We start from the raw sequence: 23,090 nt of genomic DNA on the forward strand, positions 1-23,090 counted from the left end.
TAATCCACTGCCTGCATGTAACGAGATGTCAGGACAATGGCCGATACGATCCAGGAAGTGCTGCAAGCCTTTGCGAAGGGCGAACTCGTCGTCGTCACCGACGATGACGATCGGGAAGGCGAGGGCGATCTGATCGTCGCGGCGTCGTTCTGCACGGCGGAGAAGATGGCCTTCATCATCCGCCACACCTCCGGCATCGTCTGCGCGCCGATCACCACCGAGGACGCCCGCCGGCTGCGGCTCGACCCGATGGTGGCGCACAACGAGTCCAACCACACCACCGCCTTCACCGTCTCGATCGACTACAAGCCCGACGGCGGCACCGGCATCTCGGCCGAGGAACGCGCCTCCTGCTGCCGCGCGCTCGCCAATCCCAATGCCGGCGCCAACGATTTTGCGCGGCCGGGCCACATCTTCCCGCTGATCGCGCGCGACGGCGGCGTACTGCTGCGCTCCGGCCATACCGAGGCCGCGGTCGATCTGTGCCGGCTCTCGGGCCTGCCGCCGGTCGGCGTCATCAGCGAGCTGATGAACGACGATGGAACCGTGATGAAGGGCGAGCAGGTGGCGAAATTCGCCGCTGCCCACAAGCTCAAGCATGTCACGATCGCGGACATGATCGCCTATCGCCAGGCGCGCGAGAAGCTGATCGAGCGGGTCGCGACCTTCACCACCGAAAGCCCGATCGGGCCGCTGCAGGGCTATGCCTATCGCTCGCCGTTCGACGAGATCATGCACGCCGCCTTCGTCTATAACGGCATCGGCGACGGCCGGGACGTGCTGACACGGCTGCACAAGCCCAACATCGTCAAAGACCTCTTCACCGGGCCGGCGCGCATGGAAGCCGTGCTGCGGCACTTCAAGGCTGCCGGCCGCGGCGTGCTGGTCTATCTGCGCGACGGTGCCGCCGGAGTTCCGGTGCAGCCGGTCGAAGAGTCGAAGACCGCGGAGGCCGATCGCCACAAGCAGTGGCGCGAGGTCGGTGTCGGCGCGCAGATCCTGCGCGATCTCGGCGTCACCTCGATCCGGCACCTGACCTCGTCGGTGCACGACTACAAAGGGCTGTCCGGTTTCGGCATCGAGATCGTGTCGAACGAGAAGCTGGAGACCTAGCACTGTCATTCCGGGGCGATGCGCATGCATCGAACCCGGAATCTCGAGATTCCCCGGGGCGCAATGGCGCCCCTGAGGTTCACGCTGTCGCGTGCCCCGGAATGACGACAACCCAATTCAATTGCGCTTCGCAGCATAGCGCTTTAATTTATCCGCCAATTTCCGAGTGACGATGCGAAAGGATGTTTCATGAGCGTGCGCCCCCAGGCCAAGGACAAGCCGGCTGCCGCCAGCTTCCAGTGGGATGATCCGTTCCTGCTCGACGAGCAGCTCACCGAAGACGAGCGCCTGATCCGCGACACCGCGCGGGCCTATGCGCAGGACAAGCTGGCTCCACGGGTCACCAAGGCCTATCTGGAAGAGAAGACCGATCGCGAGATATTCAACGAGATGGGTGAGCTTGGCCTGATCGGTGTCACGCTGCCCGAGGAATATGGCTGCGCCAATGCGAGCTACGTGGCCTACGGGCTCGTCGCGCGCGAGATCGAGCGCGTCGATAGCGGCTATCGCTCGATGAACTCGGTGCAGACGTCGCTGGTGATGTATCCGATCTACGCCTATGGCGACGAGAACCAGCGCAAGAAGTATCTACCCAAGCTCGCGACCGGAGAATGGGTCGGCTGCTTCGGCCTGACCGAGCCGGACGCCGGTTCCGATCCCGGCGGCATGAAGACCCGCGCCGAGAAGGTGGCCGACGGCTACAAGCTCAACGGCGCCAAGATGTGGATCTCGAATGCGCCGATCGCTGACGTCTTCGTGGTGTGGGCCAAGTCGGCGGCGCATGACAACCAGATCCGCGGCTTCATCCTCGAGAAGGGCATGAAGGGCCTGTCGGCGCCGAAGATCGGCGGCAAGCTCAGCTTGCGCGCCTCGATCACCGGCGAGATCGTGCTCGACAATGTGGTGGTGCCGGAAAGCGCGCTGCTGCCCAACGTCTCCGGCCTCAAGGGTCCGTTCGGCTGCCTCAACCGCGCCCGCTACGGCATCTCCTGGGGCGCGCTGGGCGCCGCCGAGGACTGCATGCATCGCGCGCGGCAATACACGCTCGACCGCAAGCAGTTCAACCGGCCGCTCGCCGCCACGCAGCTGGTGCAGAAGAAGCTCGCCGACATGGAGACCGAGATCGCGCTAGGCCTGCAGGCCTCGTTGCGCGTCGGCCGCCTGATGGACGAGGGCAAGATGGCCCCTGAGATGATCTCGATCGTCAAGCGCAACAATTGCGGCAAGGCGCTCGACATCGCCCGCATGGCGCGCGACATGCATGGCGGCAACGGCATCCAGATCGAGTACCACGTGATGCGCCACGCCGCGAACCTCGAGACCGTGAACACCTATGAGGGCACGCACGACGTCCACGCCCTGATCCTCGGTCGCGCGATCACCGGCATCCAGGCGTTCTCGTAAGGAGCGCTCACCCAAACGCCGTCATGGCCGGGCTTGTCCCGGCCATCCACGTCTTGGGGCTCGCAACGGAAGACGTGGATGCCCGGGACAAGCCCGGGCGTGACGAGGTCAAAGAGAAGCCGGACATCACGGACAAGAGCCATGGCCGACAACGACGACATCCCGTTCAACCGCGATTTTCCGCTGCAGCCCGGCGTGGTCGAACAGGTCCGCCCCGGCGTGCGCCGCGTCCTCTGCAACAATCCGAGCCCGTTCACCTTCACCGGCACGGTCAGCTACATCATAGGCCAGGGCAAGGTCGCGATCATCGATCCCGGTCCCGATGACGAGGCGCATGCGACGGCGCTGCTCGATGCGGTCAAAGGCGAGACCGTGACCCACATCCTGGTCACTCACACCCATCGCGACCATTCGCCGAACACGCCGCGGATCAAGGCTGCGACCGGCGCACCGGTTTACGCCGAGGGGCCGCACCGCGCCTCGCGCCCGCGCTTCGAGAGCGAGAAGCATAATCCGGAGTCCGGTGCCGACCGCGATTTCAGGCCCGACGTCGAGGTCAAGCACGGCGACGTCATCGAGGGCACAGGCTTTGCGCTGGAGGCGGTCGCCACCCCCGGCCACACCGCCAACCATCTGGCGTTCGCCTGGGCCGAGCGCAGCATCAATTTCGTCGGCGACCATGTGATGGGCTGGTCGACCTCGATCGTGGCGCCGCCCGACGGCTCGATGATTGACTACATGGCCTCGCTGGAGCGGCTCGAGCAGCGGCCCGAGCAGCTCTATTTCTCCGGCCACGGCCCGGAGATTCCGGAAGGCCCGCGCTACGTCCGCTTCCTGGCACGGCACCGCCGGGCCCGCGAGGCGTCGATCCTGCATCGCCTCGGCAAGGGCGAGGCCGACATCCCGACCATGGTGCGGGCGATCTATATCGGGCTCGATCCGCGCCTCGCCAATGCCGCCGGCTATTCGGTGCTGGCGCATCTGGAGGATCTGGTCGCGCGCGGCATCGTGGCGACCGATGGCGATCCGGTGATCGGCGGCACGTACAGAGTGGCCTAGCCTGTCATTCCGGGGCGTGCGAAGCACGAACCCGGAATCCATTTCACCATGGAGTCTGCGGCCTGATGGATTCCGGGCTCGTGCGGAGCCTGTCATCGGGCCGCGCCTTGCGCGGACCCGTTGGCGCGCCCCGGAATGACGGGAAGATTACTTCTTCACCGTCTTCGCCGGCGGCGTCTTCGGCGGCGCGACGGGGGCCGCCTTTTTGGCAGGTTTGGCGTTGTCGTTGTCGGCGGCGGTGTTGAGGTCCTCGATCAGCCTCTTGACCCGCGCAGCGTTGCTGCCGAGATCGGCGTCGAAGTAGCGCGACGCCGAGCGGATATCGACGCGCGAGTCCTCGTCGTCGGGCGTGACCCGGATCGAGACGTCCTCGCGGAAACCCATGATCGGGGTGCGCGCCACCGCCTCGATCCGGCCGATGCGGCGCGGCGGCTGCGGCGCGCGCGCGTCGATGACGAGCCATTTGCGGCGGTTCACCAGCCGCAAGGTCATCTCATAGGCGCGGTCGACCGGGGCTTCGAGCTCGACGGTTTCGATATCGGGCCAAGCCGCGCGCTGCTGCTCGGCCGAATAGAGGCCGGCATAGGCGGCCGGGTTGGTGCCTTCCCCGGTGCGCAGCCGCGCCAGCGCCTCGAATTTCGGCGGGTCGATCGCGTCGGTGGTGATGTCGTAGATCCGCGGCAGCTTGCGGTACTGGTAGGCGAGGTAGGCCGGGTAGGCGAGGATCGCGGCGTCGATCACGAGCGCGAGCAGGATCCGGCCCATGCCGCGGGTGCCGTTCTGCCAGATCGCGGCGAAGGCGGCGAGCCCGAGCAGGATCGACAGGCCGGCCAGGCCCAGCGCGCCGAAGAAGGTCATCAGCGCCGGTTTGACCTCCAGGAACCCGAAGCGGACGATGAGGATCGAGACCACCACCGCGACGACGGCAAAGATGGCGAGGTTGCGCGACCAGGTGGCGAGACCGGACACGGGCTCCTGCTGGTAGGGAGCGGAAAACCTGCGCGCCATCGTCGAAAAATCTGCCGGTTGAGATGTCCTTGGGCGACCTCAGCCGCCGCCAATGATCGTGTGAGACCACGGACCTGCGGCGAATTCAAGGGATTTGGGCGTCACCCCCAGATCGTCATGGCCGGGCTTGACCCGGCCATCCAGGTCTTGCGGCACACGAAGGCGTGGATGCCCGGGTCAAGCCCGGGCATGACGACCGTTAGCTTTCACACCGCGGCGGTCGGGAAGGTGTAGTCCTTGAACTGGTCGCGCAGCGCGGTCTTCAGGATCTTGCCGGTCGCGGTGTGGGGAATGCCGTCGACGAAGGCGACGTCGTCGGGCATCCACCATTTGGCGATCTTGCCGTCCATGAACTTGAGGATGTCCTCGCGCGTGGCGCTCTCGCCCTGCTTGAGCTGCACGATCAACAGCGGCCGCTCATCCCATTTGGGATGATGGACGCCGATCACGGCGGCTTCCGCGACGGCCGGATGGCCGACCGCGAGGTTTTCCAGATCGATCGAGGAAATCCATTCGCCGCCGGACTTGATCACGTCCTTGGAGCGGTCGGTGATCCGCATATAGCCGTGCTCGTCCATCGTCGAGACGTCGCCGGTGTCGAAAAAGCCCGCATCGTCGAGGATGTTGGCGTCGACCCGGAAATAGGCCTTGGCGATCGCGGGGCCTGAGACCTTGAGACGGCCGAAGGTCTTGCCGTCCCACGGCAGCTCCTTGCCGGCATCGTCGGTGATCTTCATCTCGACGCCGAACGGCGGGTAGCCCTGGGTCTGCAGGATGTCGAGCCGCTCCTCGCCGCTGCGATCGTTGAACGGCGGCTTCAGCGTGGCCAGCGTGCCGAGCGGGCTCATCTCGGTCATGCCCCAAGCGTGGCGCACCTGGCTGCCCATGTCGAGGAAGGCCTTGATCATCGAGCGCGGCATCGCCGAACCGCCGCAGATCACCATCTGCAGATCCGGCAGCTTGAAATTGTTGGCCGCCATGTATTGCAGCAGCATTAGCCACACCGTCGGCACGCCAGCGGTGTGGGTGACCTTCTCGGTCGACAGAAGCTCGTAGACCGAGGCGCCGTCGAGCTTCGGGCCGGGCATCACGAGCTTGGTGCCCATCGAGGGTGCGGAGAAGGCGATGCCCCAGCTGTTGGCATGGAACAAGGGGACCACCGGAAGCATTGTGTCCGAGGCGGAGGTGCCGAGCGCGTCCTTCGAGTTGGCCATCAGCGCGTGCAACACGTTGGACCGGTGCGAATAAAGCACACCTTTGGGATCGCCCGTCGTGCCGGAGGTGTAGCACATCGCCGCGGCGGTGTTCTCGTCGAAGGTCTTCCACTCGAACTTGCCGTCGGACGCCGCGATCCAGTCCTCATAGGCGACCGCGTTCTTCAGCGCGGTCTGCGGCATGTGCGCCTTGTCGGTCAGCACCACGTAGCGCTCGACGCTCGGCAGCTGGCCGGCGATCTTCTCCAGCACCGGAACGAAGGTGAGGTCGGTGATGACGATGCGGTCCTGGGCGTGGTTGACGATCCAGGCGATCTGTTCCGGAAACAGCCGCGGATTGACCGTGTGGCAGATCGCGCCGATCCCCATGACGCCGTACCAGACCTCGAGGTGACGCCAGGTGTTCCAGGCGATGGTGGCGACGCGGTCGCCGAGCTTGATGCCGTCGCGCTCCAGGCTCTGCGAAACTTTCAGCGAGCGGGCATGGATTTCGGCGTAAGTGGTGCGATGGATCGGGCCTTCGACCGACCGCGTCACGACTTCCTGTGTGCCGTGATATTTGGCGGCGTGCTCAATAATCTTGTGGCACAGCAACGGCCAATCCTGCATCAAGCCAAGCATACGCAAATCCCTCCTCGATCCTCACGCATGATCCACCGGCATCTTGGGCGGCCGGCAGTAAAATCATGGAATTGACATGAACTGTAGCGCGGAGAAAGCAAGCCGAAAATGGCCTGATGGTGCGTTTCGTCGCGCCCGCGCGGCAATGGTTACCGCCGCCGTCGCGTTGCATTGCCTTGGCATGCAAGCAGGATCCGCCGAAGCCGCCCGCCGCGCCCCAGGCTTTCCGTGGGACGATCTGTTCGGCATCAGGCCGCAGCGGCCGCACAAGACGGCCCGCCGCGCAGCAGTGCCGCTGCCGAAGCCGCGCCCGGCTGACGCGCCGGCGGCCGCCGAGCCGCCCGCAGCTGTGACGCAGCCTCCGGCGGCGCCTGCCGAGGCCGCCAGGCCTAGCGAGACGGCGAAGCCGGCCGAGGTTGCAAAACCGGCCGAGCCCGCCGCGCCGCAGCTGTCGGCCTGCCGGCAGGCCCTCACCGAGGAGATCGCGATCGCGCCGAGCATTCCCGACATCCACGGCGCCGGGGGCTGCGGCGGCGAGGATCTGGTGCGGCTGGAGGCGATCGTGCTGCCCGACAGGCGCAAGGTCGCGGTCAAGCCGGCGGCGATCCTTCGCTGCAAGATGGCCGCCGCGGTCGCCGACTGGGTCCGCACCGATATCGCGCCTCTGGCGCAGAGCCTTGGCGGCGGGATCAGCAATCTCGACAATTTCGACTCGTTCGAGTGCCGCGGCCGCAATCGCATCGCCGGTGCCCAGCTCTCGGAGCACGGCCGCGCCAATGCGCTCGACGTGCGCGCGTTCGGTCTAGCCAACGGCAAGTCGATCTCGCTGACCGACCGCAGCGTCGCGCGTGACCTGCGCGAGACCGTGCTGCATTCGGTCTGCGCCCGCTTCTCCACCGTGCTCGGTCCGGGCTCGGACTGGTACCATGAGGACCATGTCCATCTCGACCTGATTGAGCGTCGCAACAATTACCGGATCTGCCAGTGGAATGTGTACGACCCGCTGCCGCAGAGCGCGCCGCTGTTGCCGGCCAAGCGCCCCGACGAGGCGCCGCCGCGCGAGGTCGCCGCCAAATCCGACGCGTCCAAATCCGACGACGGAAAGGCCGATGCCGCGAAATCAGATGACGCGGCCGCCGACAGCGCTATCGAGACCAAGCCGCAGCCAACAAAAAAGCGCCGGCAAAGCCGGCGCCTTTGATCGCGATTGCGACGTGATTGGGATCAGTAGGGGACGTTGCCGCCGCCCTGCAGCGCCATCTGCGGCTTGTAGGGCGAGTCGCCGTGCTTCGGCTCCAGCACCACGACGATGGTGCCGAGCTTGACCCGGCCGTAGAGGTCGATGACGTCCTCATTGGTCATGCGGATGCAGCCCGAGGAGATCGACGAGCCGATGTATTCCGGCTGATTGGTGCCGTGGATGCGGAACAGCGTGTCCTTGCCGCCCGAATAGAGATACATCGCGCGCGAGCCCATCGGATTGTCCGGACCGGGTGCCACGAAGGTCGGAACGCCGAGGCGCGAGATTTCGCCGGGGGTCGGGTGCCAGGCCGGCCATTCGGTCATGCTGCCGACCTTGGCAATGCCGGACCAGGCCATGGCTTCTTCGCCGACGGTGATGCCGTAGCGGATCGCCTTGCCGTCGTTCATCACGTAGTAGAGGTAATGGTTGTCGGAATCGACCACGATGGAGCCGGGGGCTTCCTTGCGGTGATACTCGACGATTGCGCGGCGGAACGGCTCGGCCACCGGGGTCTTGACGTAGGTGGTCTTGGCCAGCAGTTCCTTGTCGTGCGGTTTGAAGTTCGCGGTATTGACCGCCTCATAGGTCGTGGCCTGCATGCAGCCCGACAACATCAGGCCCGCGGCCAGGATTCCAAAGGCAACTTTGAGAGACATGATTACATTCCAATCGAAAATCCGCGTCTCAAAGCGTCAAAATTGCGCCCAAAACGCCACGATTCCATGAAGGGCATTATTGCCGAAGCCTGCCATTATTCCCAGACTTTAGATGCCTTTCCCGCATCGCGGGACGTCGTCTGTGGCTTTTTTGCCGCAAGTGTTCTGGTGCGGGACTGGTTTTTGTGCAAACAGGCAACGGTCATCGAGTCGAAGCCGCGTCGCGTCACATTCACCGCCACTTGGCCGCCACAAAGATGGACGCCCGGTTAATGCCCCGGTCATGAAGCGCCAGCCAGAATCGCGCTAAGTCGGCGGGTCCTGCCAGCCCTGTTTGCCAGCCCTGTTTCTTGGAGTTCCTGATGCTGTCGGCGTTCGTTCCTTCCGATTTCTCCCTCAAGAAGGCCGCCATCACCGACCTGGGGTCGCTGCCCGAGGGCGCGGTCTGGGTCGATCTGGTGAATCCGACCGTTGAGGAGGACCGGGCCGTCGAGAAGCTGGCGGGGATCGCGGTTCCGACCCGGGAAGACATGCAGGAGATCGAGATCTCCAGCCGTCTCTATATCGAGAACAGCGCGCGCTACATGACCGCGACGCTGATGTGCCAATCCGACACCGACATGCCGCGCACCACGGCGGTCACCTTCATCCTGACCGGCCATCGCCTGGTCACCGTGCGCTACGACCTGCCGAAGCCGTTCGCGCTGGTCGAGAACAAGCTGGCGCGCGCCTGTGCCCCCAGCATCACCGGCGAGCAGGTGCTGATGGAACTCTTGGACGCGGTGATCGACCGTTGCGCCGACATTTTGGAGCGCTGCGGGGCCGACATCGACCAGGTCTCCCACGACATCTTCGAGCCGGAGAGCGAGCGCCACGGCCACGCCAAGCAATATTCGCAGATTCTGATCACGATCGGCCGCAAGGGCGACCTGACCTCGAAGGTCCGCGAAAGCCTGGTCTCGATCGGCCGCCTCGTCACCTTCCTCTCCGCGATCGTGGAAGGGGTGAAATGGTCCAAGGACATGCGCGAGCAACTCAAGACCATGCAGCGTGACGTCGCCTCACTGACCGACCACGCGTCCTATCTTTCCAACAAGATCACCTTCGTGCTCGACGCCATGCTCGGCGTGGTCAATCTGGAACAGAACAACATCATCAAGCTGTTCTCGGTGATGGCGGTTGTCCTGATGCCGCCGACGCTGATTGCCTCGATCTACGGCATGAATTTCAAGCTGATGCCGGAACTCGAGTGGACGCACGGCTATCCGTTCGCGCTGGTGCTGATGCTGATTGCGGCGATCGTGCCGTACTGGATCTTCAAGTGGAAGAAGTGGCTGTAGGGCCTGTTTTTCAGGGCACGCGTCGCATTTTGGGATTCGGGCAACTGCCTTATTTCCTCTGCTAAAATTTGAGTGTTGCGCTGAACGTTTGGGCGAAACTTGTCTGCGATAACGCCCGCCTCAAAGCCGGAGGACAGCAATGGTTGAGAAGATCATAACGCCACGGCGTAACGTCATCGACTTTGCGCGCTATCAACAGGACCGCGCAGCAGGCAAGGTGCAGGCGATCTCGCCGAGACTTTGCCGTTACTGTGGCGCGGCGCTGCTTGATGGCGAGGACGAAGACGATTGCTCCAGCGCGTTGAACGACATCGCGCTGCAGCCTGAGAAGAAGTCGCGTCGGTTTTACGCCGACTAGAGGCCGAAGCCTCGGAGGCAGAAGCCTCGTTTGCCTTGTTACGCCTGCAAGTGAAGCAATCCCAAAGTGACGGCCGCGGCGGCGGCCGGGATCGCCTCGAAACTTCCTTCGCCGAAATAACGGCTCATCCCAGGCTCAGACGTGCTGACCACCGTTAATGTGGATCTCCGCACCGTTCACGTAAGAGCTGGTCTCCGTACAGAGAACGTAAATGATCTTGGCGACCTCGTCCGGCGTGCCGAGGCGATGCATCGGGATTTGCTGATCGACGATCTTCTCGGTGCCCGGCGACAGGATCGAGGTGTCGATCTCGCCTGGTGCGATCGAATTGACGCGGACGCCGACGCGGCCGAAGTCGGATGCCATTTCCCGCGTCAATGATGCCAGCGCGGCTTTCGAGGTCGCATAGGCAACGCCGGCGAACGGATGCACGCGGGAGCCTGCGATCGAGGTGACATTCACCACCGCGCCCCTGGCGTGCTTGAGCTCGTCGATCAGTCCGCGGGCCAACATGATCGGCGCGAAGAAGTTGACGCGAAACACGTGCAGCCATGTCTCGATATCGGTGTCCATGGTCCCGAGCCGCGCGCCGCCCGCCCCCTTCGGCGAGATCGCGGCGTTGTTGACCAGCGCGTGCAACTCGTCGTTCACCAACCGTTTGCGGATCTCGGAGATGGCGCGAACCGTGTCGTCATGATCGCCGAAATCGACCTCGATGTGATCTTCCGGTCCCGCGCCCCAGGGGCAGACTTCCGGAAATGCATGCCGTGAGCAGGTGATCACGCGCCAGCCGGCGGAAGCAAACCGGATCGCGGTGGCGTGGCCGATGCCGCGGCTGGCACCGGTAAGGAGCAGGGTACGGCGCGGCGCGTTGGAAGGAGGGGACATGGTGTCTTTCAGGCTGTCGTATCAAGGATAGAGCCGCACCTTCGACCAGGCGCTGCCGGCGCCGTCGCGGCGGAATTCGATGCGGTCGTGCAGGCGGAACGGGCGGTCGTGCCAGAACTCGAAACGCTGCGGCGTGATCCGCCAGCCGCTCCAGCCCGGCGGACGCGGCACCTCGCCGATCATGTATCTCGCGCCGGTCTTTGCGATCGCCTGCTCGAAGGCGAAGCGGCTCTCCAGGGGCTGCGACTGCTTGCTGGCCCAGGCGCCGATCTGCGCCTGTTTCGGCCGTGTGGCGAAATAGGCGTCGGCCTCGGCATCGGTCACCGGCGTGACCGGCCCCCGGATGCGCACCTGACGGCGCAATGATTTCCAGTGGAATAGTAAAGCGGCCTTAGGATTTGCGGCCAATTCGCGGCCCTTGGCGCTCGCAATGTGGCTGTAGAACACGAAACCGTCGGCGTCGAAGCCCTTCATCAGCACCATCCGCACGTCGGGCAGGCGGTCGGCATCGACGGTCGCGAGCGCCATCGCGTTCGGATCGTTCGGCTCGGACTTGACCGCTTCCGCAAACCATTCGCCGAACAGGGCAAACGGCTCCTCCGCCGCGGTGAAATCACCCGATGTTAACGGTGTCGGGTGTTTGATGGAGGTCGTGTCGGTCATGTCAGGAGTCCCGATTTGCATCCGCCCGTGTCCGAGAGCGCGCTACTGGCCCTATATAGGGCATGGGGGCGCGTTGGCCTATCGGCGATCCATCCCGCGGGCGCGGTGGTGACATTGATTCTGATCGGCGTTGGCGCCAGCGGCTGCAGCCTGTCGCGCAGCGGTGCTTTCGCCAAGATGGACGACAAGGATGTGACGGGTACGATCAACCCAACCCAGGTCAGCGCGACGATGCCGACCGAGGGCGATCTTGCCTTCGCCCGCAATGCCGCTTCCGACGTGCTGACCAAGGGCGACAAGGATTCCAGCCAGTCCTGGGAAAACCCTGAGACGGGTGCGCGCGGCTCGGTGACGCCGCTGGCCCAGGCCTATTCGGGCGAGGACGGCAAGCAGTGCCGGGACTTCCTCGCGAGCTATGTCAATGGAGTCACTGAGAGCTGGCTACAGGGCGCCGCCTGCAAGGGTGGACAAGGACGGTGGGAAATCCATAACCTGAAGCCGTGGAGAAAGTCCTGAGAGTTTCGGCAGAAGCCGGCCGATCATGGACGGGCGCTAGTTGCAAAAATGCCACTGAGCCCCCAAATGAAGGTAAAGTGGGCCCCGATGGGTTCCATCCAGGACTGATTTTTCCCGTGAAGGAGACGTGACGGATGCGCGACCCCTATGAGGTCTTGGGGGTGCAGCGGAGCGCCAGCGCTGCGACGATCAAGAGCGCCTATCGCAAGCTCGCCAAGAAGCATCACCCTGACAACAACAAGAACGACCCGAAGGCGGCCGCCCGCTTTGCGGAGATCAACACGGCCAATGAGATCGTCGGTGACGAGGACAAGCGCAAGCAGTTCGACCGCGGCGAGATCGATGCCGAAGGCAAGCCGCGCTTCCAGGGTTTCCCAGGCGGCGGCGCCGGTGGCCGTACCGGTCCGGGTGGCTTCGAATACAGCTTCCGCGGCGGACCCGGCGGCGGCGTGGGCGGCGGCAGCTTCGAGGACATCCTCAACAGCATGTTCGGCAATGCCGCGCGCGGCGGCGGTGGCGGCGGCCGTGCGGGGCGGTCCAGTCCGTTCGAGTTTGACGGCGGCGGGGTCGGGGTTGACCTCGATCTTTCGGTCGCCATGACGGTGTCGCTGGAGGAGTCGGTCAGGGGCGGCGACAAGCGCGTCCGCCTGCCGACCGGCCGCGAGCTCAACGTCAAGATTCCGCCGGGCGTGACCGCCGGCCAGCAGATCCGGCTGAAGGGGCAGGGCGAGACCGCTCAGGGCCACCCGCCCGGCGATCTGCTGATCACGATCTCGATCGCGCCGCATCCGTTCTTCAGGATCGACGGCAACGATCTCAGGATCGATCTGCCGGTGACGCTCTACGAGGCGGTGCTGGGCGGCAAGGTCCGGGTGCCGACGCTCGGCAGCGCGGTCGAACTGTCGATCCCGAAAAACACCTCCAGCGGCCGCACCTTCCGTCTCAAGGGCAAGGGGCTGTCGAAGGCGGGTGTATCAGGCGACCTCTACGTCACGACCCGGATCATCCTTCCCGACGGGAACGATGCCGAGCTTGAGGCATTGATGCAGACGTGGCGGGATCGAAACCCCTATAATCCGCGCAGCGATCTTGGCTGACCGCCGATAACGCGCCCCAAAGACGGACGAAGACGCGAAACTGCACCTACCCCGGACTCTATCGGGGTAGACGCGGGCGTTGCGAGCGGGTCAAACAATGACCGGCCGCCGGAGGTCCGGGTTCTGTGGCGTGCAGACCGGATGGCGGAAAAGAGGAGTGCGGCCTCGAGAGGGGGACCAGCGCGGTACCAAACCCCAATCGAGGCCGCGTGCGCCGATCGGCGGATCGGGCGCAGATCATCTTCGCGTGAATATCCGGTGCGATAATGAGACGCCGCAATGACGCGAATCGAAATTTTCAATGTCGGAATTGGGACGCCGAGTGAGGCCGGATTCACTTTCCCGCCATGACGCAGTTTGCGCGGAAATTTCTTCCGTAGAATTACGGAAGATCAGCCGCCGCTCTTCTCCATCTGATCGTAGACGGCCTGCGCGACCTGGGTCAGGCGGCTGCGGTCGGTGCCGCCGCTGACGACATAGGCGACGCCGCGATCGGCCCAGAACAGCGCGCCGTCGCTGCCCTGGACGGCATAGCGCATCTGGGTCGCATCGGTCTTCGCCTTGGCGGTGTAGACCGTGAAGCGCTCGCCGGACGTGCTCTCATACATCAGGAACGACGCCGGCCCGCTCGGCCCCGGCAGCAGGCGGCCGCCGACCAGCTTCAGCCCGGTGAGCTCCGGCGCGCGGACGTCCCAGCCGCAGCGCTTGGTCAGCCATTGCTGCAGGTGGTCGCGTTCGCTGCCGGGCACCTCGACCGGGTGACGGACCTCGACCACGTAGAGGCGGTGCGCATCGAGCGCATCGACCGTGAAGCTCTGGAAGGCCGACGGCGTCGCCGCAGCGCCGTGCGCGATCCAGCCGACGCCGCCGCCGGCGATGAAGGCGGCCAGCGTCGCCGCCACCGCGCCATAGACCCAGCGGCGCGGCTGGCGCACCAGCCGCTCGAGCTCGAGCCGCTTCGGCACCGCCTCGTCCAGCACGGTGTCGTAGCGCGCATGCAGCCTCTCGGCCATCGCGCGCCATGACTGTACCCGCGCCGCGTCGTCAGGATGCGTGGCGAGCCACGCCTCGACATCGCCGCGGCGTTCGGCCGGCAGCTCATTGTCGACGTAAGCGTGCAGCTCGTCTTCGGTGACGGGGATGTTCGGGTCGGTCATATCATTCGTCTCTGCCAAATCTTGTGCGAAAATCGTTCATCGTAACGCCTGCTGTTGCGCAGCCTATCATTTCACCCGCCTGAGCGTCGGGCGCTGGCCTTCGATTGATGCCCGGACATGGGCGCGGGCGCGGGCGAGGCGGGACATCACCGTGCCGATCGGCACGCCCTGGATGTCGGCGACCTCCCGGTAGCTCATGCCCTCCAGCATCACGAGAAGCAGCACCGAGCGCTGCTCCTCGACCAGCGTCGACAGCGCGCGCTCGATGTCGCGTCCCTCGGCCTCGGTGCCGCTGGCGTCGGCATTGTTGTCGAGTAGCGGCAGGAAGGCCGGCCGCCGCGCCAGCGAGCGCCGGCGGTTCTTGTTCAAATTGGTCAGGATCGTGTAGAGCCAGCTCCTGACGTCGCCGCCGAGAAACAGCCGCTCCGAGCGCAGCGCCCGCACCAGTGTGTCCTGCACCAGATCGTCGGCGATATCCGAGTCACGCACCAGCGCGCGCGCATAGCGGCGGAGCGCCGGGATCATGGCTTCGACACTTTGACGAAACGCGGTCATGCATCCAGTCTTCGATGGTCGCGGCGCTAGCCGCCTCATCAAACATAACACCCTAACGTCACGGCTATTCCGGTTGCGCCGATCTGCATGCATGGCGCCTCAGCTGCGGCCGATTTGGGCTTGTCGCCAGCCGAAGTGCTGGTGTACCTCCGGACCGGAAATATTCGAAGCGAATGCCGGTGCCAACGATCTACTACATCCGCCACGGCGAGACCGCATGGAATGCCGAAGGCCGGCTTCAGGGCGTGCAGGACATCGGCCTCAACGAGCGCGGCCGTGCCCAGGCGGCGCATGCCGGGCGGATCCTCGCCGATCTGCTGGCACGCGACGGCCGTGACAAGACGACGCTGCCGTTCGTCGCAAGCCCGCTGATCCGGGCGCGCGCGACCATGGAGCTGGTCCGCGCCGAGCTCGGCCTGCCGCCCGGCGACTACGCCCTCGACGCGCGGCTGCGCGAGATCGGCTACGGGACATGGGAAGGCTCGACGCTGGCGCAGGCGCAGGCCGCCGACCCCGCCGTGTATGCCCGCCGCCTGGTCGAGAAGTGGACGGTGTCGCCATCCGGCGGCGAGAGCTATGTCGACGTGCAGGTGCGGATGACCGAGTGGTACCGCTCGGTGACCTCAGACACCGTCGCAGTCGCCCATGGCGGCACGGCGCGGGCGCTGATGGTGGCGCTCGGCTTCGAGACCCCGGCTTCGGCCGCGGACCTCTACATCGAGCAGGGCGCGGTCTACGTGTTCGGCGCAGCGGGCCTGCAGAAGTATAGTTAACCTGGGCGGTCACGCGAGGTTTGACCCCGCTGCCTGCGCGCGTTACGACACGCCATGTCCTTCAATACGTTCGGCCATATGTTCCGCGTCACGACCTTCGGCGAGAGCCATGGGGTTGCGATCGGCTGCGTGGTGGATGGCTGCCCGCCGCAGATCCCTCTCACGGTGGAGGAGATCCAGCACGACCTCGACCGCCGCCGGCCCGGCCAGTCGCGCTTCACCACCCAGCGCCAGGAGCCGGATGCGGTGAAGATCCTGTCCGGCGTGATGGCGCATCCGGAGAGCGGGGTGCAGGTCACGACCGGCACGCCGATCGCGCTGTTGATCGAGAACACCGACCAGCGCTCCAAGGACTATTCCGAGATCAAGGACAAATTCCGCCCCGGCCACGCCGACTTCACCTATGAAGCGAAATACGGCCTGCGCGACTATCGCGGCGGCGGCCGCTCCTCCGCGCGCGAGACCGCGACCCGCGTCGCCGCCGGCGCGATCGCGCGAAAAATCCTGCCCGAGGTCAAGGTGCGCGGCGCGCTGGTGCAGATGGGCCCGCACAAGATCGACCGCGAGAAGTGGGACTGGGACGAGATCGCCAACAACCCGTTCTTCTGTCCCGACAAGGACAAGGCGGCGTTCTTCGAAAGCTATCTCGACGGCATCAGGAAAAGCGGGTCCTCGATCGGCGCCGTCATCGAGGTCGTCGCCGAGGGCGTGCCGGCAGGCCTCGGCGCGCCGATCTATGCCAAGCTCGACAGCGACCTGGCATCCGCGATGATGAGCATCAACGCGGTCAAGGGCGTCGAGATCGGTGCCGGCTTCGGCGCCGCCGAACTCACCGGCGAAGAGAACGCCGACGAGATGCGGACCGGCAACAACGGCACGCGTTTCCTGTCCAACCATGCCGGCGGCGTTCTCGGCGGCATCTCGACCGGCCAGCCGGTGGTGTTGCGCTTTGCGGTCAAGCCGACCTCCTCGATCCTGACCACGCGCCGCACTGTGGACCGCAAGGGCGCCGATACCGACATCCTGACCAAGGGCCGCCACGATCCCTGCGTCGGCATCCGCGCGGTGCCGGTCGGCGAGGCCATGATGGCCTGCGTGCTGGCCGATCATTTTCTGCGCGACCGCGGGCAGACCGGGCGCTGATCCCCTATATAGTGGCGGTCGCCAGATCGCCCGGGGAATTGCCAATGAATGCGTCGGAGCTACGGGACATCATCGAATGGATGATCGGTGGCGCGCGGTCGGCGCCGACCCCGCCGCAGATGATGGCGGAATGCTGCGAGCGCCTGGTGCGGGCCGGCTTGCCGCTGTGGCGGGTCGGCGTCTTCGTGCGCACGCTGCATCCCGAGATCTACGGCCGCCATTTCTTCTGGACGCCTGGCGCGGAGGTCGAAACCGGCACCGTCGATCACAACATTCTGGACTCCCCGGAATTTGCCGTCAGCCCGCTGTCGATCGTCTTCAGGCAGGGACTTGAAGTGCGCGCGCGGCTCGACGACCCCGCGAGCGCACGCTTTCCGATCGTCGTGGACCTGCAGGCGGAGGGCGTCACCGACTATGTCGCGATGCCGCTGGTTTACACCGATGGCTTCGTCAATGCGTCGAGCTGGACCACCAGGCAGCCGGGCGGCTTCACCGAGGAGCAGCTCGATGCGATCCGCTCGATCACCGTGCCGCTGGCGCGCTACATCGAGATTGTGACCCTGCGCCGCACCGCCACGCTGCTGCTCGACACCTATGTCGGCAACCGGGCCGGCGAGCGCATCATGGGCGGCCAGATCCGGCGCGGCCATGCCGATACGATGGATGCGGCGATCTGGCTGTCCGACCTGCGCGGCTTCACCGCGCTGTCGGACCGCTTGCCGTCCGAGACGGTGGTGGAGATCCTCAACCTCTATTTCGATTGCCAGGTCACCGCGATCCGCGACCATGGCGGCGAAGTGCTCAAATTCATGGGCGACGGCCTGCTCGCGGTGTTCCCGGTCGATGAATATCTCGGCGACGAGGTGCAGGTCTGCTCGCGCGTACTGGACGCCGCGCGCGCATCCCGCGCCGGCGTCGAGGCGCTGCAATTCGCCAACGGCGATGTGGTCGAGCGCTTCCGCTTCGGCGTCGCGCTGCATCTCGGCCGCGTGCTCTATGGCAATATCGGCGGCGGCAACCGGCTCGACTTCACCTGCATCGGTCCGGCGGTCAATCTTGCCGCGCGGCTGGAGAAGATCGCCGGCCGCCTCGGCCGCACCGTCGTCGCCTCCGAGCGCTTCGCCGGCATCTGCGACGGCGGTTGGAGCGATCTCGGCGAGTTTCCGATCGCCGGATTTTCCAAGGCCGAGCGGGTCTACGGCCTGTTCGACGAGGCGCCGCGCGCGGCCGCTGGCTAGCGGCGGCGCGGCGTGACTGACACGGACGCGCAGCGCCGCACCGGGATTGCGCTGGTCGTCGCGGCCGCGGCGGCGTGGAGTACCGCGCCGTTCTTCACCCGGCTGCTGCACTTCGATTCCTGGACCATCCTGTTCTGGCGCGGGTTGTTCGGCGGTGGCGCGATCGCGCTGTTCCTGCTCGCCACGCAGGGCTGGCGCGGCGCGCGCGATCTCGTCGTGATGCCCATGAGCGGATGGCTGGTGGCCAGCCTCTCGACCCTGGGCATGGTGACGTTCATTCCGGCGCTGCAACTGACCAGCGTCGCCAATGTCGCGATCATTGTCGCGATGCAGCCGTTTGCGGCGGCCGCGATCGCCTGGCTCTGGCTCGGCGAGCGGGCGCGCCCCGGCACATTGCTGGCAAGCCTCGTCGCGCTCGCGGGCGTGGCCATCACCGTCAGCGGCGCTGAAGGCATCACGGACTACCGGGGGATCGGCCTTGCATGCATCATGGCGCTGGCGATCGCGCTGATGACGGTGATGATCCGCCGGCACAAGGGCACCCCGATGATCGCCGCCGCGGCGCTCTCGAATGTTCTCGGCAGCGTCGTCAGCCTTCCATTCGCGCAGGGCATCGGCGCGGTCACCGGCGCCGATCTCGGCGTGCTTGCGATGTTCGGGGCATGCCAGGTCGGTCTCGGTCTCACTCTGTTTACGATCGGCTCCAGATTCCTGCCGTCCGGCCAGGCCTCGCTGATCGCCACCCTCGAAACCCCGCTGATGCCGTTCTGGGTATGGCTGGCGTTTGCCGAGGTGCCGTCGCCCCGCGCGTTGCTGGGAGGCGCGCTGGTGATGGGAGCCGTCGTCGCCGATATTGTGGCCAGCCAGCGGACGCAGCTCGCGCGGCCGGCGGAACGGTGATTACAGCTACTCTTCCGGCTCGGTGGTGAACAGCAGTGGATAGCCCTTGGCGCGGCCGGCGTCGGTGGCGCGCGTTGCCTTGGTCTCGGCGACGTCCCTCGTGAACACCGCGACCAGGCAGACGCCGCGCTGGTGTGCGGTCAGCATCACCTTGTAGGCCTGGTCGTCGGTCATGCGGAATTCGCCCTTCAGGATGGTGACGACGAATTCGCGCGGCGTGTAGTCGTCGTTGACCAGGATCACCTTGTGCAGGCGTGGCCGCTCGACCTTGGTCTTGGTCCTGGTTTTTGGTTTGACGACGCTATCGGGCATCGCCCGGCACTCCCTCGCGATTGCCCCGTAAGAATACCGTCTTCCGGCGCGCCTTGGAACCGGTCGAATTGCACGGCGTCATTGCGGCAACGGCACGGCGCGCTTTGTCTCATTCGAGACAGGTGATGTCTAACCTGCAAGCGCGTCCAACCTGCAAGTGACCAACCTGCAAGTGACTAACCTGAATGTGAAGGACAAATGATATCAGCGCTTTTCGCCGCCGGATTTGCGTGTCACCATGACGCTCATACGACGGGAGGGCCGCAATGCGCTGGTATGTCTCGATCGGAGCGGTGCTTGTCGCGGGCATGCTGGCCAGCGGCGATGTGGCCGGTGTTGCCGCGCCGGGCCCGGGACCACAGACCGGCCGGCTGGCGGAAAAGGAATCCACACCGAGCGTCGACATCGAACTGATCATCGCGGTCGACGTCTCCTATTCGATGGACATGGACGAGCTCGCGATCCAGCGCGAGGGCTATGCGCAGGCAATCGTCTCCAAGGATTTCCTGCAGGCGCTGAAGGCCGGGCCGAACGGCAAGATTTCGATAACCTATTTCGAATGGGCCGCTTCCAATGATCAGAAGGTCATCATTCCCTGGCGGGTGATCGATGGCCCGGAATCCGCCGATGCGGTCGCCGCCGAGATCATGAAGACGCCGGTGCGCCGCGCCTCGCGCACCTCGATCTCCGGCGCGATCTATTTCGCAATCCCGATGTTCGACGAGAATCCGCATCGCGGCCTGCGCCGCGTGATCGATATTTCCGGCGACGGGCCCAACAACAACGGCGCGCCGATCACGCCTGCGCGCGATGCGGCGCTCGACAAGGGCATCGTCATCAACGGGTTGCCGATCATGGTGAAGGAGCCCTCCTACTCGACGATGGATATCGAGAATCTCGACCTGTACTACGAGGATTGCGTGATCGGCGGGCCGGGCTCTTTCGTGGTGACGATCAAGGACCGCGAGAAGTTCAAGGAGGCGATCCGCACCAAGCTGCTGCTCGAAGTCGCCGGCCGCACCCCCGAGCGCCCGATCGTGCGGACCGCCGAGAAGGAGCCGCGGGTCAGTTGCACGATCGGCGAGAAGATCTGGCAGGACCGCTGGGGGCGGTAGTGATCGCGTAGGATGGGTAGAGCGGAGCGAAACCCATCATTCTCGTTCCGCTGCGATGGGTTTCGCTCCGCTCTATCCATCCTACGGTTTTATCCTGATCAGCGCGCAAACCGCGCCACCAGTTCGACATGCGGCGTATGGCGGAACTGATCGACCGGGGTGACGCCCGCGATCCTGTAGCCGCCATCGATCAGGATTTTCGCGTCGCGCGCAAACGTCGCTGCATTGCAGGACACCGCGACGATCACCGGCACCTTGCTCGCCGCCAGCTGGGTGACCTGCGCCTGCGCGCCCTGTCTCGGCGGATCGAACACCACGGCATCGAAGTCGCGCAACTCCTGCGGCATCAAGGGGCGGCGGAACAGGTCGCGTGCTTCGGCCTTGAGCGGCTTCAGCCCCGGCGTCGATTGCGCGGCCTTCTGCAGCGCTGTGATCGCGCCGGCATCGCTGTCGAAGGCTGTGACCCGAGCCTTCTCCGCGAGGCGCAGCGCGAACGGGCCGACGCCGCAGAACAGATCGGCGATGTGCTTGGCGCGTCCGCAATGCTCGCGAACCAGCGCCGCAAGCGTCTCCTCGCCCTTGACGGTCGCCTGCAGGAACGAGCCCGGCGGCAGCACCACCTTCACCTTGCCGATCGCAACCTCCGGCGAGCCGCGCTGCAGCACCAGCTCGCTATGCCGCGTCAGCCGCGCCAGCCGATGTTTCTCCGCGACGCGCGACAGCGTGGTGATCAGGCTCGTCGGCAGCGCGCCGGAGCCGCGCACGTCGATGTCGAGGCCGTTGAGGGTCGCGGTGACCTGGATGTCGAGCGGTTTGCCGATCGAGATCAGCGGCTCGGCGACCGCCCAGGCGGCCTCAAGCGCGCCGTCGAGCGCCGGATCGAGGATCGGACAGCGGTCGACCGGGATGATGTCATGTGACCCTGCAGCGGCGAAGCCGACCTTCAGCACCTCATGGGTGCCCATGCGCCCGTGCAGCGTGATGCGGCGGCGGCCCGCGCCGTGGGCATCGAGCAGCGGGGCAACCTCGGCCGCAATCTTCGTCTGCGCCAGGGTCTCGACCACGATGTTGCGCTTCCAGGCATGGTATCCCGCGTCGTTCCAGTGCTGGATCGCGCAGCCGCCGCAGACGCCGAAATGCGGACAGAACGGCGCGATGCGCTCCGGGCTTGCCTGCGCCACCCGCAGCAGCCGACGCCGGTCGGGATGCTGACCGGGGACGTCTTCGACCTCGACCGTTTCGCCGCCGAGCGTGTAGGGCACGAAGGTCGACTGCGCCCCGTCGATCGCGACGCCGTCGCCGCGGTGGCCGACATGGTCGATGGTGAGGAGCTCAGCCACGGCGCGCGCCGAGGAAGAATTCGATATTGCCGTCGCCACCGGTGATGGAGGACGGGAACACATGGATGTCGGTGCAGCCGAGCGAGGCGGCGAAGGCTGCGATATCGTCGCAGATTTCCTGGTGCACCATCGCGTTGCGGATGACGCCGCGCTTGGCGTGTTTGCGCGCCGCCTCGAATTGCGGCTTGATCAGCGCCAACAGATGCATCGGCGCGGCCGCCAGTGACAGCGCCACCGGCAGCACCAGCTTCAGCGAGATGAAACTGACATCGATCACGACGATGTCGGGTCGCGCCGGCAGGCGCTTGCCCTCGAAATTCCGGATGTCGGTCGCCTCCATGGAGACGATCTTCGGATGGCCCTGCAGCGAGGGATGCAGCTGGCCGTGGCCGACATCGATGGCGAACACCAGGCTCGCGCCATTGGCGAGCAGCACCTCGGTGAAGCCGCCGGTCGAGGCGCCGACATCGAGGCAGACGTGGCCCTCGATATCGATCGGATAATGCTCGAGCGCGCCGGCGAGCTTGACGCCGCCGCGCGAGACATAGGGATGCGCCGGCTCGGCCGTGAGTGTGGCACCGGGCGCGACGATCTCGGACGCTTTTGCAATCGGCTTGCCGTCGGCGGTCACGAGGCCGGCGTCGATCGCGGCGCGCGCCCGCGCCCGGCTTTCGAACAGGCCGCGTTCGACCAGCAGCACGTCGATGCGCTTGCCGGCGGATGCGTCGTTGTCGTTGTCGCCCGGCTTGGTCACTTGTTTGGTCACTTGGCGCCCTGACGGCGCTGCGTGGCGGCGAGCCGCACGCAGGCCTCGAAGGAGGTGAGGTCGTGCCACAGATCAGCCGACGGCTCGCGCGGCGTCACCAGCGGACTGCCGTGCAGATCGAGCGCGTGCATCATCATCAGATTGTCCGGCAATCCAAACTCTTCCACCGTCAGCCCCTCCGCGTCGATCAGGCGTCCGTCGGATGCCGGCACGACCTGGCTCAGCCGCGCCACGCGATTGGCGTAGGACGTCGGATCGTTCGAATAGGCGAGGCACAGCTTGCCGCGTCCTGCCATGTAGCCGAGTTCGTAGACGGTGCCTGCGTCGGCACTGGGGCCACGAAACGGCGTCAAATTGGCGATGATGGCGTCGGCAGACTCCATCATCGCCTCGTTGCTCTTGAAGATGGTGAGAGAGGCGCCGGCGGCAGCGGGATCGATGCCGTTGTCGAGCGGATACAGCCCGGTCAGCCCGTGATAGGCGCAAACCTCCGCCTTGCGGCGACCGATCTCCACGGCATCCGGCAGGAACACGTCAGGACCTGCCAGATAGATTTTCATGGACTTGCCTAGGATGAGATCGACTTGGAACCCCTCCCATTGGGAGAGGTC

Annotated in this window: 24 protein-coding genes; 13 read left to right on the forward strand and 11 right to left on the reverse strand. The window is 65.5% G+C overall.

The window, feature by feature from the left end; all coding sequences use genetic code 11:
- Nucleotides 1-36 precede the first annotated feature (36 nt).
- The 3 genes from ribB (at nucleotide 37) to G6P99_RS12705 (ending at nucleotide 3,576) form a co-directional block, all read left to right on the forward strand.
- A complete protein-coding gene (gene ribB, locus G6P99_RS12695) occupies nucleotides 37-1,113 on the forward strand; it encodes a 3,4-dihydroxy-2-butanone-4-phosphate synthase (protein ID WP_029081407.1) in 1,077 nt (358 codons plus the stop codon).
- 189 nt (nucleotides 1,114-1,302) lie between these two features.
- Nucleotides 1,303-2,517 carry an acyl-CoA dehydrogenase gene (locus tag G6P99_RS12700; protein ID WP_029081406.1) on the forward strand — a complete coding sequence of 405 codons (1,215 nt, stop codon included), beginning with the start codon at nucleotides 1,303-1,305 and terminating at the stop codon, nucleotides 2,515-2,517.
- A 141-nt stretch (nucleotides 2,518-2,658) separates the two neighbouring features.
- Nucleotides 2,659-3,576 carry an MBL fold metallo-hydrolase gene (locus G6P99_RS12705; RefSeq protein WP_165128307.1) on the forward strand — a complete coding sequence of 306 codons (918 nt, stop codon included), beginning with the start codon at nucleotides 2,659-2,661 and terminating at the stop codon, nucleotides 3,574-3,576.
- Between the two features lie 147 nt (nucleotides 3,577-3,723).
- On the opposite strand, the gene G6P99_RS12710 is transcribed toward G6P99_RS12705, so the two are convergent.
- Both G6P99_RS12710 and G6P99_RS12715 read right to left on the reverse strand, forming a co-directional pair.
- The gene (locus G6P99_RS12710) at nucleotides 3,724-4,584 is read right to left on the reverse strand and encodes a DUF1499 domain-containing protein (RefSeq protein WP_029081404.1); all 861 of its coding nucleotides are present in this window, start codon (nucleotides 4,582-4,584) and stop codon (nucleotides 3,724-3,726) included.
- Nucleotides 4,585-4,790: 206 nt separating this feature from the next.
- Nucleotides 4,791-6,419: a fatty-acid--CoA ligase gene (locus G6P99_RS12715; protein ID WP_029081403.1), complete on the reverse strand. Its 1,629-nt coding sequence runs from the start codon at nucleotides 6,417-6,419 to the stop codon at nucleotides 4,791-4,793.
- 76 nt (nucleotides 6,420-6,495) lie between these two features.
- Between G6P99_RS12715 and G6P99_RS12720 the strand changes: the two genes are divergently transcribed.
- Nucleotides 6,496-7,620: an extensin family protein gene (locus G6P99_RS12720; RefSeq protein ID WP_029081402.1), complete on the forward strand. Its 1,125-nt coding sequence runs from the start codon at nucleotides 6,496-6,498 to the stop codon at nucleotides 7,618-7,620.
- A 23-nt stretch (nucleotides 7,621-7,643) separates the two neighbouring features.
- Here the strand turns inward: G6P99_RS12720 and G6P99_RS12725 are convergent, their stop codons facing one another.
- Nucleotides 7,644-8,318, reverse strand: coding sequence for a L,D-transpeptidase (locus tag G6P99_RS12725; protein ID WP_035976922.1), 675 nt, complete (start codon nucleotides 8,316-8,318; stop codon nucleotides 7,644-7,646).
- A gap of 362 nt (nucleotides 8,319-8,680) precedes the next feature.
- Here G6P99_RS12725 and G6P99_RS12730 point away from each other — a divergent pair, with 362 nt between their 5' ends.
- Complete coding sequence (locus G6P99_RS12730; protein ID WP_029081400.1) at nucleotides 8,681-9,658, forward strand: magnesium transporter CorA family protein; 978 nt, start codon at nucleotides 8,681-8,683, stop codon at nucleotides 9,656-9,658.
- A gap of 139 nt (nucleotides 9,659-9,797) precedes the next feature.
- The gene (locus G6P99_RS12735) at nucleotides 9,798-10,016 is read left to right on the forward strand and encodes a hypothetical protein (RefSeq protein ID WP_029081399.1); all 219 of its coding nucleotides are present in this window, start codon (nucleotides 9,798-9,800) and stop codon (nucleotides 10,014-10,016) included.
- A gap of 135 nt (nucleotides 10,017-10,151) precedes the next feature.
- On the opposite strand, the gene G6P99_RS12740 is transcribed toward G6P99_RS12735, so the two are convergent.
- The gene (locus tag G6P99_RS12740) at nucleotides 10,152-10,904 is read right to left on the reverse strand and encodes an SDR family NAD(P)-dependent oxidoreductase (protein ID WP_029081398.1); all 753 of its coding nucleotides are present in this window, start codon (nucleotides 10,902-10,904) and stop codon (nucleotides 10,152-10,154) included.
- 21 nt (nucleotides 10,905-10,925) lie between these two features.
- The gene (gene pdxH / locus G6P99_RS12745) at nucleotides 10,926-11,567 is read right to left on the reverse strand and encodes a pyridoxamine 5'-phosphate oxidase (RefSeq protein ID WP_029081397.1); all 642 of its coding nucleotides are present in this window, start codon (nucleotides 11,565-11,567) and stop codon (nucleotides 10,926-10,928) included.
- Between the two features lie 108 nt (nucleotides 11,568-11,675).
- Here pdxH and G6P99_RS12750 point away from each other — a divergent pair, with 108 nt between their 5' ends.
- Together G6P99_RS12750 and G6P99_RS12755 are read left to right on the forward strand one after the other, a co-directional pair.
- Complete coding sequence (locus G6P99_RS12750; RefSeq protein ID WP_165128309.1) at nucleotides 11,676-12,083, forward strand: RT0821/Lpp0805 family surface protein; 408 nt, start codon at nucleotides 11,676-11,678, stop codon at nucleotides 12,081-12,083.
- A gap of 134 nt (nucleotides 12,084-12,217) precedes the next feature.
- Nucleotides 12,218-13,180, forward strand: a complete 963-nt coding sequence (locus G6P99_RS12755) for a DnaJ C-terminal domain-containing protein (protein WP_029081395.1) — start codon at nucleotides 12,218-12,220, stop codon at nucleotides 13,178-13,180.
- A 392-nt stretch (nucleotides 13,181-13,572) separates the two neighbouring features.
- Here G6P99_RS12755 and G6P99_RS12760 read toward each other — a convergent pair whose 3' ends face one another.
- Together G6P99_RS12760 and G6P99_RS12765 are read right to left on the reverse strand one after the other, a co-directional pair.
- A complete protein-coding gene (locus G6P99_RS12760; protein WP_029081394.1) occupies nucleotides 13,573-14,337 on the reverse strand; it encodes an anti-sigma factor family protein in 765 nt (254 codons plus the stop codon).
- Nucleotides 14,338-14,403: 66 nt separating this feature from the next.
- Nucleotides 14,404-14,892 carry a sigma-70 family RNA polymerase sigma factor gene (locus G6P99_RS12765; RefSeq protein ID WP_029081393.1) on the reverse strand — a complete coding sequence of 163 codons (489 nt, stop codon included), beginning with the start codon at nucleotides 14,890-14,892 and terminating at the stop codon, nucleotides 14,404-14,406.
- A 173-nt stretch (nucleotides 14,893-15,065) separates the two neighbouring features.
- Between G6P99_RS12765 and G6P99_RS12770 the strand changes: the two genes are divergently transcribed.
- Genes G6P99_RS12770 through G6P99_RS12785 form a run of 4 tightly spaced genes read left to right on the forward strand, consistent with a single transcriptional unit; the run spans nucleotide 15,066 to nucleotide 18,946 of the window.
- Nucleotides 15,066-15,665: a histidine phosphatase family protein gene (locus tag G6P99_RS12770; RefSeq protein WP_029081392.1), complete on the forward strand. Its 600-nt coding sequence runs from the start codon at nucleotides 15,066-15,068 to the stop codon at nucleotides 15,663-15,665.
- Between the two features lie 54 nt (nucleotides 15,666-15,719).
- The gene (gene aroC, locus G6P99_RS12775; RefSeq protein WP_165128311.1) at nucleotides 15,720-16,808 is read left to right on the forward strand and encodes a chorismate synthase; all 1,089 of its coding nucleotides are present in this window, start codon (nucleotides 15,720-15,722) and stop codon (nucleotides 16,806-16,808) included.
- A 44-nt stretch (nucleotides 16,809-16,852) separates the two neighbouring features.
- On the forward strand, nucleotides 16,853-18,046 hold the full coding sequence (locus G6P99_RS12780; RefSeq protein WP_029081390.1) for an adenylate/guanylate cyclase domain-containing protein: 1,194 nt from the start codon (nucleotides 16,853-16,855) through the stop codon (nucleotides 18,044-18,046).
- A gap of 12 nt (nucleotides 18,047-18,058) precedes the next feature.
- Complete coding sequence (locus G6P99_RS12785; RefSeq protein WP_029081389.1) at nucleotides 18,059-18,946, forward strand: DMT family transporter; 888 nt, start codon at nucleotides 18,059-18,061, stop codon at nucleotides 18,944-18,946.
- A gap of 6 nt (nucleotides 18,947-18,952) precedes the next feature.
- On the opposite strand, the gene clpS is transcribed toward G6P99_RS12785, so the two are convergent.
- A complete protein-coding gene (gene clpS / locus G6P99_RS12790; RefSeq protein WP_029081388.1) occupies nucleotides 18,953-19,258 on the reverse strand; it encodes an ATP-dependent Clp protease adapter ClpS in 306 nt (101 codons plus the stop codon).
- A 266-nt stretch (nucleotides 19,259-19,524) separates the two neighbouring features.
- Between clpS and G6P99_RS12795 the strand changes: the two genes are divergently transcribed.
- Entirely contained in the window at nucleotides 19,525-20,373 is an 849-nt protein-coding gene (locus G6P99_RS12795) for a DUF1194 domain-containing protein (RefSeq protein ID WP_029081387.1), read from the forward strand.
- Nucleotides 20,374-20,471: 98 nt separating this feature from the next.
- On the opposite strand, the gene G6P99_RS12800 is transcribed toward G6P99_RS12795, so the two are convergent.
- Genes G6P99_RS12800 through G6P99_RS12810 form a run of 3 tightly spaced genes read right to left on the reverse strand, consistent with a single transcriptional unit; the run spans nucleotide 20,472 to nucleotide 23,039 of the window.
- Entirely contained in the window at nucleotides 20,472-21,713 is a 1,242-nt protein-coding gene (locus G6P99_RS12800) for a class I SAM-dependent RNA methyltransferase (protein ID WP_029081386.1), read from the reverse strand.
- Nucleotides 21,706-22,479: a TlyA family RNA methyltransferase gene (locus G6P99_RS12805; RefSeq protein ID WP_245284691.1), complete on the reverse strand. Its 774-nt coding sequence runs from the start codon at nucleotides 22,477-22,479 to the stop codon at nucleotides 21,706-21,708. Before G6P99_RS12805 ends, G6P99_RS12800 begins: the two co-directional genes overlap by 8 nt.
- Entirely contained in the window at nucleotides 22,476-23,039 is a 564-nt protein-coding gene (locus G6P99_RS12810; protein WP_029081384.1) for a nucleoside 2-deoxyribosyltransferase, read from the reverse strand. Before G6P99_RS12810 ends, G6P99_RS12805 begins: the two co-directional genes overlap by 4 nt.
- Nucleotides 23,040-23,090 lie beyond the last annotated feature (51 nt).

Source organism: Bradyrhizobium sp. 6(2017), from assembly GCF_011058295.2.
Taxonomy (GTDB): Bacteria; Pseudomonadota; Alphaproteobacteria; order Rhizobiales; family Xanthobacteraceae; genus Bradyrhizobium; species Bradyrhizobium septentrionale.